This is a genomic window from Escherichia sp. KTE52 (genome assembly GCF_000408325.1).
GTDB classification, from domain to species: Bacteria; Pseudomonadota; Gammaproteobacteria; order Enterobacterales; family Enterobacteriaceae; genus Escherichia; species Escherichia marmotae.
In genome coordinates this window covers 426,563-441,913 of record NZ_KE138676.1, presented here as the reverse complement: position 1 = coordinate 441,913, position 15,351 = coordinate 426,563, and the positions used below count along the sequence as shown (strand labels likewise).

17 protein-coding genes and 1 pseudogene are annotated in these 15,351 nt (G+C 50.9%); 2 read left to right on the top strand and 16 right to left on the bottom strand.

The annotated features are described in order from the left end of the window. Positions 1-29 precede the first annotated feature (29 nt). On the bottom strand, positions 30-287 hold the full coding sequence (gene bhsA, locus A1SC_RS19040; protein WP_001516196.1) for a multiple stress resistance protein BhsA: 258 nt from the start codon (positions 285-287) through the stop codon (positions 30-32). 240 nt (positions 288-527) lie between these two features. On the opposite strand from bhsA, the gene comR reads away from it, so the two are divergent. Next, positions 528-1,160 carry a TetR family copper-responsive transcriptional repressor ComR gene (gene comR / locus A1SC_RS19045; RefSeq protein ID WP_000179798.1) on the top strand — a complete coding sequence of 211 codons (633 nt, stop codon included), beginning with the start codon at positions 528-530 and terminating at the stop codon, positions 1,158-1,160. A gap of 61 nt (positions 1,161-1,221) precedes the next feature. Here the strand turns inward: comR and A1SC_RS19050 are convergent, their stop codons facing one another. From A1SC_RS19050 to hinT, 8 genes are all read right to left on the bottom strand, one after another. Beyond that, positions 1,222-1,761, bottom strand: a complete 540-nt coding sequence (locus tag A1SC_RS19050) for a glycine zipper 2TM domain-containing protein (RefSeq protein WP_001516195.1) — start codon at positions 1,759-1,761, stop codon at positions 1,222-1,224. Between the two features lie 227 nt (positions 1,762-1,988). Next, complete coding sequence (gene ndh, locus A1SC_RS19055; protein WP_016261917.1) at positions 1,989-3,293, bottom strand: NADH-quinone dehydrogenase; 1,305 nt, start codon at positions 3,291-3,293, stop codon at positions 1,989-1,991. 386 nt (positions 3,294-3,679) lie between these two features. Further along, positions 3,680-4,222 carry an alpha/beta hydrolase YcfP gene (gene ycfP / locus A1SC_RS19060; protein ID WP_000587920.1) on the bottom strand — a complete coding sequence of 181 codons (543 nt, stop codon included), beginning with the start codon at positions 4,220-4,222 and terminating at the stop codon, positions 3,680-3,682. Between the two features lie 22 nt (positions 4,223-4,244). Next, positions 4,245-5,270, bottom strand: a complete 1,026-nt coding sequence (nagZ, locus tag A1SC_RS19065) for a beta-N-acetylhexosaminidase (RefSeq protein WP_000529327.1) — start codon at positions 5,268-5,270, stop codon at positions 4,245-4,247. 10 nt (positions 5,271-5,280) lie between these two features. After that, entirely contained in the window at positions 5,281-6,105 is an 825-nt protein-coding gene (thiK, locus tag A1SC_RS19070) for a thiamine kinase (RefSeq protein ID WP_016261916.1), read from the bottom strand. Beyond that, on the bottom strand, positions 6,086-6,727 hold the full coding sequence (lpoB, locus tag A1SC_RS19075; RefSeq protein ID WP_001516192.1) for a penicillin-binding protein activator LpoB: 642 nt from the start codon (positions 6,725-6,727) through the stop codon (positions 6,086-6,088). Before lpoB ends, thiK begins: the two co-directional genes overlap by 20 nt. 13 nt (positions 6,728-6,740) lie before the next feature. Then, positions 6,741-7,118: a YcfL family putative periplasmic lipoprotein gene (locus tag A1SC_RS19080; RefSeq protein ID WP_001225274.1), complete on the bottom strand. Its 378-nt coding sequence runs from the start codon at positions 7,116-7,118 to the stop codon at positions 6,741-6,743. A 2-nt stretch (positions 7,119-7,120) separates the two neighbouring features. Further along, positions 7,121-7,480: a purine nucleoside phosphoramidase gene (gene hinT, locus A1SC_RS19085; RefSeq protein ID WP_010377279.1), complete on the bottom strand. Its 360-nt coding sequence runs from the start codon at positions 7,478-7,480 to the stop codon at positions 7,121-7,123. A 286-nt stretch (positions 7,481-7,766) separates the two neighbouring features. Here hinT and A1SC_RS0121130 point away from each other — a divergent pair. Further along, positions 7,767-7,922: pseudogene (locus tag A1SC_RS0121130) on the top strand (TonB-dependent siderophore receptor); the annotation flags it as partial. 59 nt (positions 7,923-7,981) lie between these two features. Here the strand turns inward: A1SC_RS0121130 and ptsG are convergent. From ptsG to fabF, 7 genes are all read right to left on the bottom strand, one after another. Beyond that, the gene (ptsG, locus tag A1SC_RS19090; protein WP_000475699.1) at positions 7,982-9,415 is read right to left on the bottom strand and encodes a PTS glucose transporter subunit IIBC; all 1,434 of its coding nucleotides are present in this window, start codon (positions 9,413-9,415) and stop codon (positions 7,982-7,984) included. Positions 9,416-9,709: 294 nt separating this feature from the next. Then, a complete protein-coding gene (locus tag A1SC_RS19095; protein ID WP_000480281.1) occupies positions 9,710-10,507 on the bottom strand; it encodes a metal-dependent hydrolase in 798 nt (265 codons plus the stop codon). A 10-nt stretch (positions 10,508-10,517) separates the two neighbouring features. Next, positions 10,518-11,522: a DNA polymerase III subunit delta' gene (gene holB, locus A1SC_RS19100; RefSeq protein WP_016261915.1), complete on the bottom strand. Its 1,005-nt coding sequence runs from the start codon at positions 11,520-11,522 to the stop codon at positions 10,518-10,520. Next, positions 11,519-12,160 carry a dTMP kinase gene (gene tmk, locus A1SC_RS19105; protein WP_001257001.1) on the bottom strand — a complete coding sequence of 214 codons (642 nt, stop codon included), beginning with the start codon at positions 12,158-12,160 and terminating at the stop codon, positions 11,519-11,521. Before tmk ends, holB begins: the two co-directional genes overlap by 4 nt. Further along, a complete protein-coding gene (yceG, locus tag A1SC_RS19110; RefSeq protein WP_000756887.1) occupies positions 12,150-13,172 on the bottom strand; it encodes a cell division protein YceG in 1,023 nt (340 codons plus the stop codon). Before yceG ends, tmk begins: the two co-directional genes overlap by 11 nt. Positions 13,173-13,174: 2 nt before the next feature. Then, the gene (pabC, locus tag A1SC_RS19115) at positions 13,175-13,984 is read right to left on the bottom strand and encodes an aminodeoxychorismate lyase (RefSeq protein WP_016261914.1); all 810 of its coding nucleotides are present in this window, start codon (positions 13,982-13,984) and stop codon (positions 13,175-13,177) included. A 119-nt stretch (positions 13,985-14,103) separates the two neighbouring features. Next, entirely contained in the window at positions 14,104-15,345 is a 1,242-nt protein-coding gene (gene fabF, locus A1SC_RS19120) for a beta-ketoacyl-ACP synthase II (protein WP_000044679.1), read from the bottom strand. Between the last annotated feature and the right edge of the window lie 6 nt (positions 15,346-15,351).

Sequence of the window (15,351 nt, the reverse complement as noted above, 5' to 3'; positions counted from 1 at the left end):
CAGTAACGGGCATTAATGAGGGTTAATGCTTATTTATAAATTACTGCCGTTCCATGAAGGGTATTCGGGCCGGTTACTGAAGTAATACGGAAAGATTTTGCGCCCATCTCATCCGCTTTTTGTGCCAGTTGTTCTTCCAGCGATCCCAGATTTGTCCCCGCGTTAGCACTGATAGTACCCACTTTTTGTTGACCTTCTGGTGTTGCCTGAACTTCGACAGCCGCAAAGCTGGCAAATGACATGGAGCTTAAAATCGCCGCAGTGATGAGGGTTTTTACGTTTTTCATAATAGTGACCTTATGCAGATGAATGGCGTCGCAAGCAATTACTTAACGATCGATAACTAAATGATAGATGTGATCTGGATCACATACAAGATATTTTTTATAACACTCATTAATTAAATTAAAACTCTTTAAATTTCAGTTAAATAGAGAGCAATTATTTTTCTGCTCCCTGGACTGGTGAACGGTGGTGATTATTTTTATAATAATCATTCATTCACAGCTACAAGGTACAACGGCATCATGGCAACTGACTCAGCACATTGTGTAAAAAAAAGCCGTGGCCGCCCCAAAATGTTCGACAGGGAAGCCGCGCTTGATAAGGCTATGAAACTGTTCTGGCTGCACGGTTATGAAGCAACTTCCCTTGCCGATCTCGTCGAAGCGACCGGAGCCAAAGCGCCGACGCTGTATGCGGAATTCACCAACAAAGAGGGATTATTCCGCGCCGTACTTGACCGCTATATCGACCGTTTTGCCGCAAAGCACGAAGCGCAATTGTTTTGTGAAGAGAAAAGCGTGGAGTCTGCACTGGCAGACTATTTCGCCGCCATCGCGAGCTGTTTTACCAGTAAAGACACCCCTGCAGGTTGCTTTATGATTAACAACTGCGCCACGCTCTCCCCGGATTCTGGAGATATCGCCCATACCGTAAAGTCACGCCACGCGATGCAGGAACGCACCTTGCAACAGTTTTTATGTCAACGCCAGGCTCGCGGGGAAATTCCTGCCCACTGTGACGTAACGCATCTTGCGGAATTTCTTAATTGTATAATTCAGGGGATGTCGATCAGTGCCCGGGAAGGCGCATCGCTGGAAAAACTAATGCAGATTTCGCGGACAACATTGCGCTTATGGCCAGCGCTGGTGAAATAAGACGCAAAAAAAGCCCCTCAGCCTGAGCGAATGAGGGGCTAAATTGCAGAGTACAGCTTTTTTATACTTTGTTATTCAGAACCAGTTGTCCGTTGTTATCCAATGGGATTTGTGTGCCCGGATCGCTACCCATGCGGATTTTGCCCTGCTGATCGCCAATCTTATAGGTCACGTCATATCCCAGCATTTTTTCTGACTTGTCATATACCGTTTTACAACGCTGTTGGGTGGTCGTGTAAGTATCGCTTTCCTGGAGAGAGCCCTGAATCTGATTACCGGCATACCCACCACCAAGCGCCCCCACAACGGTGGCAACATCTTTACCGCGCCCACCGCCAAACTGATGCCCTATAACCCCGCCCGCCACAGCGCCCAGAACCGAACCGGCGATGCGATTTTCATCCTGCACCGGTCGGCGGTGAGTCACCGTGACGTTGCGGCACTCCTGGCGCGGTGTTTTAACTGTTTCCTTGATTGGGATTGCAGAAACAACCTGAGCGTATTGCGGGCCACGTTCAAACACGTTCAGACTGGCTACTGCTGCTACGCCGAGCGCAGCCGCGACACCAATCCCGATACCCGCCAACATTGATTTATTCACGGGAACACCTCCTTCTTTGCAGTTATGCCAATCATGCAAGCGAAGAGGAAAAGCCGCTATCAGACAGAAGATGAAAAACGCGGGAATAGCAGGAAATACTGAATGATTCAGATGAGTCTGAAGGGATGCCTGATGCGACACTTAACGCGTCTTATCAGGCTCACAAATCGTCCTCTTCCTGTAAGGGCGGATGAGGCGTTCACACCACATCCGCCAGTACAAGCCAATTAATGCAGTTTCAGACGCGGACGGATCACGCGGTTAATGCTACCTACCAGCATCATCAGCCCCGTTTTAAAGTAGCCATGCAGCGCAATCTGATGCATGCGGTACAGAGAAACGTACACAAAACGCGCAATACGTCCTTCAATCATCATCGAACCTCGGGTCAGGTTACCCATCAGGCTACCAACGGTAGAGAAGTTCGACAGTGATACCAGCGAACCGTGATCCTTATACTGATAATTTTTTAGTGGTTTACCGTTCATCTGCGCCAGAATATTGTTCATTGCGCAGGTAGCCATCTGATGTGCGGCCTGGGCGCGCGGCGGTACAAAGCCCCCTTCCGGACGCGGACACGACGCACAGTCGCCAATGGCATAAATGTCTGGATCGCGCGTGGTTTGCAGCGTCGGTTCCACCACCAGTTGGTTGATACGGTTGGTTTCCAGCCCACCAATATCTTTCAGGAAATCCGGCGCTTTAATTCCGGCAGCCCACACCATCAGATCGGCCTGAATATATTCGCCATCTTTAGTGTGCAAACCGCCTTCATCGGCACTGGTCACCATCGTTTGCGTCAGTACACGAACGCCCAGTTTCGTTAACTCACTGTGAGCCGCAGCAGAGATACGTGGCGGCAATGCTGGCAAAATTCGCTCGCCCGCTTCCACCAGCGTTACATTCAGGGCTTCGTTGGTCAGCCCTTTGTAACCGTAACTATGTAGTTGTTTCACCGCATTGTGCAGTTCGGCAGAGAGTTCCACGCCAGTAGCGCCGCCGCCGACAATCGCAATGTTCACTTTGCCATTGGCGCCCAAATTAGCAGAGTACTTCAGGAACAGATTCAGCATCTCCTGGTGGAAACGACGCGCCTGGTGCGGGTTATCGAGGAAAATGCAGTTCTCTTTTACACCCGACGTATTGAAATCGTTGGAGGTGCTGCCCAATGCCATTACCAGCGTGTCATAGGCAATTTTGCGTTCAGGCACCAGCAGTTCGCCTTTTTCGTCGCGCAGTTCAGCAATGGTGATTGTTTTCGCTTCACGATCGATATCAACCACAGAACCTAACTGGAACTGGAAACCATGATTACGTGCATGGGCCAGATAGCTCAGCGCATCAACGCCTTCATCGAGCGATCCAGTCGCCACTTCGTGCAGCAGCGGTTTCCACAGATGGCTGTGGTTACGATCTACCAGCGTAATTTTGGCTTTTTTCTTGCGCCCCAACTTATGTCCAAGCTGTGTCGCCATTTCCAGCCCACCAGCACCGCCGCCGACAATCACAATCTTTTTCAATGGCGTAGTCAACGTGACCCCCTTAAATTTATTAACCAATTGTTAATTAATGGTTATGATCATAGCCCTTAATTAACAGCAGGTTACAGTGATGAAAATGTTCTTCGCTATTGAGAATAACATGAATGGTGCATTGGTCATACCAAAATTGATGTGAATCAAGTTTTGTTGCTGAAAAGATAATCGGATTTACCGGATGAGATCAAAAAACACAGTGCTTTGTTTATTGTTCAAGCAGCTTCGAGAGAGTGAAACAGGGTGAGGTGTTAGGCCTGATAAGATGCACATCAGACATTGGTGCACGGCTGTCGGATGCGGCGTGGACGCCTTATCCTACCTACAGAATCCGGGGCGCATCAGATAGCGGCAAGGTTACCTGATGCGACCGATGATAGCTTTTAACCGAGGGTTTTGAACGCTTTAATACGCTGCAAATGCGGGGAGATGTTTTTGAACTTGTGCGTCTGCTCTTCGTCCCAGACAATCTCGTAATAATGATGCAACTCTTCAGATGTCCGCTGGCTATTAAGCGCTTCATCGTGACGCGACAAGATCACCAGGCAACGATCGCGATTCTTCTCGCGGAAGTTGGTCACACACTTAGTAGCAATATCAGCGTACTCTTCCGGGCGATCAATCTTCCCTTCCATGTTTTCATAAGGGAACAGATTAGGGTTGAAGATCACCTGGCGGATATCACAGAGAAAACCAATCCGCTCCGCCCAGTAACCACCCAGCCCAACACCGCAAATTAACGGGCGCTCGTCAACATTCAGTTGCAGCATTTTGTCCACTTCTTTGAGCAGATGCTGCATATCGTGTTTCGGGTGCAGAGTGCTGTAGCTTATCAGCCGTACATCGGGATCAATAAACTGCAATTGTAAGACTTTTTCGTGGTTACCCGGACTGTTAGAGTCAAAACCGTGTAAATAGATAATCATCGCTTCCTCACATAAGCCAGGGTTAGTGACTTGCTTTCTCTTCCTGCCAGCGTTCATGTAACTGATTCAGACGGGCGCTGATCTCTTTCCAGCGAGCCAAGTCCATCAGTTCCTGTCGCGAAAATGAACCTTTATGATACAAACGTGTAACACGTTCTGCCTTGATCGGTGACAGATTATCTAACACGCTGACGGCCCCTTTACGATTATTGCAGACCAGGATCATATCGCAACCCGCATCCAGTGATGCCTGCCCACGTTCAGCATAACTGCCCATAATCGCTGCGCCTTCCATCGATAAATCGTCAGAGAAAATCACACCGTCAAAACCCAGTTCCTGACGTAAAACGGTCTTAAGCCAGTGGGGAGATCCGCTCGCCGGACGCGGATCAACATCACTGTAGATCACATGCGCAGGCATAATGGCGTCGAGTTTATTTTCGCGAATTAACGTGCTGAAGACTGACATATCTTTGGCACGAATTTCCGCTTGCGGACGCGGATCACACGGCGTCTCTTTATGTGAGTCAGCAGTTACTGCGCCGTGACCAGGAAAGTGTTTACCGGTGGTTTTCATTCCGGCTTCATGCATACCATCAATAAATCGGCTGGCGATTGCGAGGGCTTTTTCTGGATCAGCATGATAAGAACGCTCACCAATCGCCGCGCTGATATGCCCTACGTCCAGCACTGGCGCAAAGCTGATATCAATATCCATAGCGATCATTTCGCTGGCCATTAACCAACCCGCCTCTTGCGCCAGTTTGCCACCCTCTTCCATTCCCAGCAGTGCAGCGAATGATTGCGCCGCCGGTAAGCAGGTAAAACCCTCACGAAAACGCTGCACACGCCCACCTTCCTGATCCACCGCCACCACCAGGTGATTGCGCGAAGCTGCTCGGATCTGACGCACCAGTTCGCGTAACTGCTCTGGATCGTGATAGTTACGCGTAAAGAGAATCAGCCCTCCGACCAGCGGATGCGCGAGAATCTCACGCTCTTCCGCGTCCAGTTCGTAACCTTCAACATCCAACATTACTGGACCCACACTGCTCTCCTTATTGTTTTATTGATAGCTGCCGCCAGGTGTCATTGGCCAGCCTGATAAATTGTTGATCGCCGGTTTGTTGCCAGCGGTACTCAAACCACCCTGCTTTCAGCATCAGCAACCAGGGAAACCAGCGCCTGACCTGACGCCACAATTGCTCCGGATTAATCTTCGCCCGCACGGCATAATCATTAACCAACCGTCGGTGCTGGTCAGTATTTTCCACCCACACCGCCGCCAGTTCCAGCGCGATATCGCCATCACCGGCATACTCCCAGTCGATGAGTTTTAACCCTGACGCGCTATGCACCAGGTTTCCGGCATGAACATCCATATGCAACGGACTCAGGCGTAGTGGCTGTGGTTCCCGCGCTTTGCGCAGACGTTTCAACATTCGCAGCCACCCCGTTGTTCGCCGCGCAGGATCGCTTTGCTGCCAGTACAGTTCCAGTAGCGGCAACAACGTTACTCGCCAGCCAAAACGCGGTTGTTGATGCAAATAATACAGCAAGCCAGCCAGTTCGTCGGTATCTGGCAATTGCGTTTTTACCTCGCCGGGTAAATAGTCAACCACCATCCAGCCACGAAGATATAAATGCGGCTTTGGCGCAAGGTATGCAGGTAATTGTGATAACACCCGATACTGACGTAAAAACGCGGACTGCGACGCATCAGGATCGTGCGGCTGACGCACAACAAAACGCTGATCCTTATATTCAATGAGAAAACTCCCGCCGCTAAGCCCATGATTAAACGTCGCGACGGGATGATACTGCGGAAAATAGCGCGACAGTAATTCGTCGCGCGTGATGGGATTATTGCTGCTGAACGGCACCTTTACCTGACCAAATAATTTCGCCCGTCTGCACCAACATCAGTTGCATTTGTAGGGTCGGTGCATTGACGTTGCCAGAGGCACTGGAGTAAAGCACGTAATGAGCTCCGACATTGCGAGCAATGCCTATGGCTTTACTACGCGTGCCTAAGCTGTCCTGCGGCGACAAACCTAGCTGCTGCTTAGCCATAGAAAGCTGCTGGGCGGAAACAAGGGTAAATTTACCGTTATTGGCCAGCGCATTACGCAGCGTTTCAGTCGCTTCTCCGGTATTCAGCGAACCGTTAGTACGGTTGTTAACGCTATCAACCAGCAGAACGCTCCCCGCAGTCACGCCATCAGCCCCAAGCATCTTACTGACCATTGGTTGCATTGCGCCATTCCAGTCATAATGACGAATATGCGGTGCAGGAGGCGCGGTTTGATCTTCGTGCTCAATTGGCCCTGGCTGCTGCGGGATCGTCGGCACCGATGGCACCGTGGGTACTGGCTGTTGCGGCTCGGCAGGTTGCTCCGGCGCAGGTTTCACCTCTTCTACCGGTGCGGGTTCACGTGGCCCCACACACCCGGCGAGAAACATCGCCAGCGCGGTGATTAAGGCGTAGCGACTCATTTTTGTCATCAAGATTCACCCCTTACAAATAAATATAAAGTCTGACTTTGTGCGCCCCAAGATAATTGGCGCTGCCGTACAGAGTCACCGCTGAACGCGCGGGAATCGTGACACTGCGTGGCGTTTCCAGAGGATGCATCTCCAGCCCTCTGGCGTCATACCAATAAAAACGATAATGAACGGTAACGGGTTCTTGCCTTTCGTTATAGAGCGTCGAGGATGCTGAAGACTGAATATCAGACATTGAAAAAACAGGCTTTTCTGCGCTGATACCAGCAGCCAGAAGTGATGACTCCATCACCAGAGATTGTTCATCATTCACCGGAATTTCCGGATGTGAGCGACAACCCACCAGCAATAACAGCGCCAGAGACACCAGCCCAAAGCATCCTTTTCTCATCGTTACAGACCTTTATGCGCCAGCATTGGCCCCAACGGACGACCACCCAGCAGGTGCATATGGATGTGGTACACCTCTTGTCCACCATGACGGTTGGTATTCATGATCAAACGGTAACCATCTTCGGCAATCCCTTCCTGCTCAGCGATTTTTGCCGCCACGGTGATCATGCGCCCCAGCGCCTGCTCATGCTCGGTTGACACGTCATTCACGGTAGGAATGAGGATATTAGGAATGATCAGAATATGTGTTGGCGCTTGCGGCGAAATATCGCGAAACGCCGTTACCAGATCATCCTGGTAAACGATATCGGAGGGGATCTCACGACGAATAATTTTGCTGAAAATAGTTTCTTCTGCCACGACATTTTCCTTTTTCATAATAGCCATGCGTTGCGCCATGCTACGCCGCGCCACACTGCGAGTATAGAGTATGGTCGAGTTAAACCCGCTCTTTCAACCTTAACTCACGATTTATTAAGCAAAAAATCGCTTTACTGCCGCATACATCGCTATTATTCCCATTTCCGCCTGCTAATGAACCGAAAACATGATTTCTCTTTAGTTTATATATTAAACAGGGATACACAGCCGCCATTGTTACCCGCCTGTATTGCGTTGGCATTATTCTTTCGCGCCGAAAACGACAGTTGATCTGTTCACCCGTTATCAGGTGACAAAAAACTTCTCGTTACAGGGGAACGTCAATAACCTGTTCGATAAAACCTATGATCCCAACGTAGAAGGTTCTATCGTCTACAGCGCACCGCGTAATTTCAGCATTACCGGAACGTACCCGTTCTGATTGGCGCCAGTAAAAAAGGCAGCCATTTGGCTGCCTTAGTCTCCCCAACATCTTACGGATTAGTGGTTACGGATGTACTCATCCATTTCAGTTTTCAGGTTATCGGATTTAGTACCGAAAATCGCCTGAACACCAGAACCAGCAACCACTACGCCCGCTGCGCCCAGTTTTTTCAGGCCAGCCTGATCCACTTTGGACACATCAGCAACGCTGACGCGCAAACGGGTAATACATGCGTCGAGGTTAGTGATGTTTTCTTTACCGCCAAATGCGGCAACCAGAGCCGGTGCCATTTCGCTAGTACCGGTTGCTTTCGCATCTTCAGTTGCGTCTTCACGGCCCGGCGTTTTCAGATCCAGAGCTTTAATCAGCACGCGGAAGATAGTGTAGTAAACAATCGCATAACCGATACCGACAATCGGGAACAGCCACAGGTTGCTGCTGTTACCAGACAGTACGATAAAGTCAATCAGACCGTGCGAGAACGAAGTACCGTCACGCATCCCCAGCAGAATACAGATTGGGAATGCCAGACCTGCCAAAATCGCGTGGATGATGTACAGGATCGGCGCAACGAACATGAAGGAGAACTCGATCGGTTCGGTGATACCGGTCAGGAACGAGGTCAGTGCCGCGGAGATCATGATACCGCCCACTTTAGCGCGGTTTTCTGGTTTAGCAGAGTGCCAGATAGCAATCGCGGCAGCCGGCAGACCGTACATTTTGAACAGGAAGCCGCCAGACAGTTTACCCGCAGTCGGGTCACCCGCCATATAACGCGGAATATCGCCGTGGAACACCTGACCTGCGGCATTGGTGTATTCACCAATCTGCATCTGGAAAGGTACGTTCCAGATGTGGTGCAGACCAAACGGTACCAGGCAGCGTTCGATGAAGCCGTAGATACCAAACGCAACTACCGGGTTCTGGTAAGCAGCCCACTGGGAGAAGGTCTGGATTGCGGAACCAATTGGCGGCCAAATGAAGGACAGCACAACGCCAGTAAAGATGGCAGCCAGGCCAGAAATGATCGGCACAAAGCGTTTACCGGCAAAGAAGCCAAGATACTCAGGCAGCTTAATACGGTAGAAACGGTTAAACATGTACGCTGCAATCGCACCGGAGATGATTCCCCCGAGTACGCCTGTATCCGCCAGATGTTTAGCGGCAATTTCTTCAGCAGGTAAATGCAGTACCAGCGGCGCAACCACGGCCATGGTTTTTACCATGATGCCATAGGCAACAACTGCGGCCAGCGCAGATACGCCATCGTTATTGGTAAAGCCGAGGGCAACACCAATCGCAAAAATCAGTGGCATGTTTGCAAAGACGGAACCGCCTGCTTCTGCCATAACATGCGATACAACGGCGGGTAGCCAGCTGAAATTCGCGGAACCGACGCCCAGCAGAATACCTGCGATAGGCAGTACGGATACCGGCAGCATCAGCGATTTACCGACCTTTTGCAGGTTAGCAAATGCATTCTTAAACATAATTGAGAGTGCTCCTGAGTATGGGTGCTTTTTTAACGTTCTCACGCGTGGCAAGGGGGGAGAGCCTTACCGTATACAGGGCATCTAAGCGCCCCTTATTTATTACACAGAGTAAAATAATTCAATGTTGATTTGTTTGACGGTTATCACGTTTCAACTTCTGGTCATGAGAGAAGTTGCACATTTTGACAAAACATATGTCAAGATATTTCAAACGTGGTTATCCACCGCCCAATTTGCGGCGGTGAACTTTACTCGTTTTACCCATTAATTACGAGCTTAAAAAAAATTCATTCAACAGATGGATTGAAGGCGGGAAGCGTCGATGTGAAACAGACGGGCGAAGTTATCGGTGGTTACCTGCGCCAGTTCTTCAACGGCAACACCTTTCAACACAGCCATGTATTCTGCAACGTCACGAACCATCGCAGGTTGATTCTCTTTTCCTCGATGCGGTACGGGTGCCAGATAAGGTGAGTCAGTTTCGACCAACAACCGATCCAGAGGCACATAGCGCGCGGCATCGCGTAGCTGTTCCGCATTTCGGAAGGTCACAATGCCGGAGAAGGAGATGTAAAATCCGAGATCCAGTAACTTGCCCGCTGTTTCTCTGTCCTCTGTAAAACAGTGTAGTACGCCACCGCAATCCGTCACTCTTTCTTCGCGCAGAATTGCCAGCGTATCGGCACGGGCATCGCGCGTATGAACGATAACCGGTTTGTTCAGTTCGCGGCCAATCTGGATATGGTGAATAAAGGACTCTTGCTGACGCACTTTAGTTTCCGGCGTGTAATAATAATCCAGCCCGGTTTCACCCAGCGCAACAACCCCCTCTTCTGCCGCCAGGCGGCGTAAATCTTCCACATCGTAGGGATCGTTCTGGTTGAGCGGATGTACACCGCAAGAAAATGCAACGTTGTCACGTTCGCCTACCAGATCTCGCATATGCAAGTAACCCGGTAATGTCGTGGCAACCGCCAGACAAAATTTCACATCGCGCGCGGCGGCTTTCGCCAGAACGTCATCCACGTCCTTATGCAAAGATTCATAATTCAGACCATCAAGATGGCAGTGTGAGTCGACTAAAAACATAATGTCTCTCTTAAAGATGAGGAACCGGTAACACAACGCCCGGTTGCAGGTAATGCTCAATACGCAGTAAAAGATCGGTGATGAGAAGCTCGCGGTTTACGCCTGTGACAGAAATTAACTGTTCACGACTTTGGCAAACATCCCCCAGTATAGCCTGCAGGCGAGAGGGAGAAAGCTGGTTTGCCAGCGCGGCGACAACGCCAGGAACATCAACATTGGTGACATGTGAGGCGTCATAATGGCGTTTGAGCGCATCCATCAACAAAGTTGCCAGCCAATGTAAACGCGCCGGAGCTTGTTCGTGATTAAGTGCCGACAACATCGAATACCAGTCGCCAGATTGCACGCTATGTGCCAACGCCTGACAAAGAGTCTCACGTGCCTGCCAGGTATCTCCCTGAAACAACACCAACGCCGCACCAGGCGAACCGGCGCTCAGGCGCAATGCGGTGAGTATGGCCTCTGGTGACATTGTCACTTCACGCGCAAGCCAGCTCACCGCGTACTGTTCTGGCGGTGGTGCAAGGTAATACAAGCGACAACGGCTGCGCAGTGTGGCCAGTAAGCGTTCAATTTCTCGTGTAGCGAGGAAAAACCAGGTTTCCGCTGGCGGCTCTTCCAGAGTTTTCAGCAAGGCATTAGCAGCAGCATCAGTCAGCAAGGCGGCATCGGTGACCCAGACAACTTTTGCACCGCCTAAGCGTGCGTGCTCATTCAATTTTTCAGTGACTTCACGCACAGCATCAATGCCCAGCGCGTTCTTTCCTTTTTCAGGTGCAAGAGTGTAATAATCGGGATGTGTCCCCGCCTGCATCAACTGGCATCCACGACAGTGACCACAGCTTTTGTGGCCCTGCGGTTGTTGGCAAAGTAAATAACGGCTCAGAGCATAGATTAAGGCATCATCGCCCATACCGGGTAACGCCTGAATCAGTAGCGCATGGTGACCCCTTCCGGCCTGATAGCTGGCTACCAGTTTTTCGAAATCAGGTCGTAACCATGGATACCATCTCATGCGTCCTGCTCCTTAACCCAGTGAGTCACGGTGGTGCGAATCGCGTCCATAACGGCTTCCAGCGGCTGGGTAGCATCAATGGTATGAATGCTTTTATCTTGTGCGGCCAGTTCCAGGTAGCGGGCGCGGGTACGATTAAAGAAATCAAAAGACTCTTGCTCAATGCGATCCAGCTCGCCACGCGCACGTGCGCGCTTAAGGCCGACTTCTGGGGTAACATCGAGATAGAGCGTTAAGTCAGGGCGAAAATCCCCAAGAACGGCATCACGTAACGTTGCCAGCATATGCTGGTCAATACCACGGCCACCGCCCTGATACGCCTGAGTGGAGAGATCGTGGCGATCGCCAATCACCCAGGTTCCATTAGCCAGCGCGGGTTTGATGACAGTCTCGACCAACTGAACGCGCGCGGCATAAAACATCAGCACTTCGGCTTTATCGGTAATGACTTCATCGCCTACCGATTTGATATCCAGCACCAGGCTTCTTAACTTTTCGGCAAGTTGCGTGCCGCCAGGTTCCCGAGTGAAAACCATGTCACGGATACCCAGTTGCTCAAGCGTCTCGACCACCACGTTACGCGCGGTAGTTTTGCCTGCACCTTCCAGCCCTTCAATGACGATATACTTACTGCGCATTTTTTTCCTTAAGCACTTTCAGATAATCCTGCACAGACTTGTTATGACTGGCAAGATTGGTATTAAACGTGTGACCGCCTTTACCATCGGCCACAAAATAGAGATACGGCGTTTTTGCCGGATGCGCAGCAGCCTTCAGCGAATCCGCCCCCGGCGTTGCAATTGCGCCTGGTGGCAGACCGGTAATGGTATAAGTGTTATACGCTGTTGGTGCTTCCAGATCTGCACGGGAGAGCTTGCCATTATAACGCTCTCCCATCCCGTAAATCACCGTCGGGTCGGTCTGCAGACGCATGCCAATACGTAAACGGTTGATAAATACCGAGGCCACCTGATCGCGTTCACTGGCAACGGCCGTTTCTTTTTCGATAATCGACGCCATGGTCACCAGTTGGTTTTTATCTTTATAGGGCAGCCCATCTGCACGGCCTTCCCAGGCGCTATCGACCGCTTTCACCATTTTCTTGTGCGCTCGTTTGAGTAACGCGACATCAGTGGTATTGGCGGTATACATCCAGGTATCTGGCCAGAACCAGCCTTCAATCCACTCCGGGTTTTCCAGCTCCAGCGCCTGTGCCACGGTGGCGTATTTATCGTCGCTCAACGTGTGCTTAACATACGGTGCCTCACGCAATTGTTTGAGGTAATCGCTCAGACGCATCCCTTCCACCAGGCGTAGCGGGAACTGCGCTTCTTTACCGCTTTCCAGCAATTTCAGCATCTCGCGCACGGTCATCTGTGGTGTAAAACGGTAAGTACCGGCTTTGAAATGAGAAAGATCCGGCTCGATACGCAGCAACCATTGAAATACACGTGGGCGATTGATGATCTTATCGGCATAAAGTTGTTCACCGAGCCCCCGTCGCCCGGTCCCCGGTTTCAAGGTAAATATAGTCTCTTCTTTAATAAGTAATTTGCTGTCAGCAAGGTGGCGAACTTTCCAGACGCCCACACCAGCGGCGATACCCAGTACCACCAGCAATAACAAGACAATCAATAACACTTTTTTCATGACTAATTCGGGTGCTCACAAAGTGGGGCTAAATATTCATATAGCGTTGTTGACGAAAAGGAGACATCGTCACAAGCGCGTACAGGGATAATCGGCATTAGCGCATTACAAACTATCATCTCATCCGCCTGCATCACTTCTTCCAGTGTGGCTTGCACTTCGACAACCTGATAAGAGGATTGTGCCAGTAAACGAATACAGAATTGTCGCATAATGCCGTTGACACCAGCCTGATCCAGACGCGGCGTATAAACTACGTTGTTCTTGCGCCAGAACAAATTAGCCGCACAGCATTCCGTAACCCACCCTTCGCTGTCAAGAACCAGCGCCTCATCAGCGTTTGTCTGCTCAAGATGAGAGCGGATCAGTACTTGCTCAAGGCGATTCAGATGTTTAATACCTGCAAGATGAGGATTGCGCCCCAGCCGCACCGGGCTTAGCGCCAGCGTCATCCCCTCGTTACGCAAACGGTCGTAATGTGCTGGATAAGCCGTGACTGAAAGCATCCGCGTTGCCGGGCCACTGTTCAATGCGCTGTACCCTCGCCCGCCACTGCCGCGACTGATCACCACTTTCAGCACACCATTCTGCTGCTCTGCCGCCAGAATTTTCATCTCTTGCTCAAGCTGGCACCAGAAGTCACAGGTGATCATTAAGCGCTGACAGGCTTCCTGTAGCCTCGTGATGTGAGCGGATAATAAGCTGACTTTTCCGTCGATAATTCTGGCTGTGGTGAAACAGCCATCGCCAAATTGCGTAGCCCGATCGCTCGCTGCCAGCGAATCCTGTTTATGACCGTTAATTAAGAACATACCGGCTCCTTATCAGAGGATTGTTAGTGTGGCAGCATGTTCTCTACGGAACAAGTCTGAATAAAACCTAAGAAAAAAGGCCCGCAAGCGGACCTTTTATAATGGTGAAAAATGGCAGATTAGATCTTTTTAAAGATCAAAGAGCCATTGGTGCCACCGAAGCCGAAGGAGTTACACAGTGTGTACTCCATTCCGCTTACCTGGCGCGCTTCATGCGGCACAAAATCCAGGTCGCAGCCTTCATCCGGGTTATCCAGGTTGATGGTCGGCGGAACAGCCTGATCGCGCAGGGCCAGGATGGAGTAGATAGACTCTACTGCACCCGCTGCACCTAACAGGTGACCAGTCATGGATTTCGTGGAACTTACCAGCACACGGCTTGCAGCTTCACCGAAGATGGTTTTCACTGCCTGCGCTTCGGCCTTATCGCCTGCTGGCGTTGAAGTACCGTGCGCGTTAACGTAGCCAATCTGGCTCGCTTCAATGCCTGCATCACGCAAAGCATTCGCCATTGCCAGTGCTGCGCCTGCGCCATTTTCCGGCGGCGACGTCATATGGTAGGCATCGCTGCTCATACCAAAGCCGACAAGTTCAGCGTAAATTTTCGCACCGCGTTTTTTTGCGTGTTCGTACTCTTCGAGCACCAGCATACCGGCGCCATCGCCCAGTACGAAACCATCACGCTCTTTATCCCACGGGCGGCTGGCCGCTTGCGGGTTATCATTGCGGGTAGATAATGCACGTGCCGCGCCGAAACCACCAACGCCCAGCGGCGTACTGGCTTTCTCTGCGCCACCTGCAACCATCACGTCAGCATCGCCATACGCGATAATACGCGCAGCATGGCCAATGTTATGCACGCCAGACGTACAGGCGGTCGCGATAGAGATGCTTGGGCCACGCAGGCCATACATGATAGTCAGGTGACCTGCCACCATGTTCACAATCGTTGACGGAACGAAGAATGGGCTGATCTTACGTGGACCACCGTTCATCAGAGATGTGTGGTTTTCTTCGATCAGTCCGAGGCCGCCAATCCCGGAGCCAATTGCGGCACCAATGCGGGTTGCGTTCTCTTCCGTTATTTCAAGGCCAGAATCCTGCATGGCCTGAACGCCAGCGACAATTCCATATTGAATGAAGGCATCCATCTTGCGCTGTTCTTTGCGCGAGATAATGTCCTCACAGTTAAAATCCTTTACTAAGCCAGCAAATTTCGTTGCATAGGCGCTAGTATCGAAATGGTCGATTAGGCTGATGCCACTCTGACCGGCAAGCAGAGCTTTCCAGGTAGACTCTACGGTATTGCCGACAGGAGACAACATGCCCAGTCCGGTCACAACTACACGACGCTTAGACACGTTTGT

Coding starts and splice junctions, on each gene's coding strand:
- A1SC_RS19095 (WP_000480281.1), bottom strand. CDS start 10,507: ATGTTTTTAGTCGACTCACACTGCCATCTTGATGGTCTGAATTATGAA.
- ptsG (WP_000475699.1), bottom strand. CDS start 9,415: ATGTTTAAGAATGCATTTGCTAACCTGCAAAAGGTCGGTAAATCGCTG.
- yceG (WP_000756887.1), bottom strand. CDS start 13,172: ATGAAAAAAGTGTTATTGATTGTCTTGTTATTGCTGGTGGTACTGGGT.
- pabC (WP_016261914.1), bottom strand. CDS start 13,984: ATGTTCTTAATTAACGGTCATAAACAGGATTCGCTGGCAGCGAGCGAT.
- holB (WP_016261915.1), bottom strand. CDS start 11,522: ATGAGATGGTATCCATGGTTACGACCTGATTTCGAAAAACTGGTAGCC.
- comR (WP_000179798.1), top strand. CDS start 528: ATGGCAACTGACTCAGCACATTGTGTAAAAAAAAGCCGTGGCCGCCCC.
- lpoB (WP_001516192.1), bottom strand. CDS start 6,727: ATGACAAAAATGAGTCGCTACGCCTTAATCACCGCGCTGGCGATGTTT.
- A1SC_RS19080 (WP_001225274.1), bottom strand. CDS start 7,118: ATGAGAAAAGGATGCTTTGGGCTGGTGTCTCTGGCGCTGTTATTGCTG.
- bhsA (WP_001516196.1), bottom strand. CDS start 287: ATGAAAAACGTAAAAACCCTCATCACTGCGGCGATTTTAAGCTCCATG.
- tmk (WP_001257001.1), bottom strand. CDS start 12,160: ATGCGCAGTAAGTATATCGTCATTGAAGGGCTGGAAGGTGCAGGCAAA.
- ycfP (WP_000587920.1), bottom strand. CDS start 4,222: ATGATTATCTATTTACACGGTTTTGACTCTAACAGTCCGGGTAACCAC.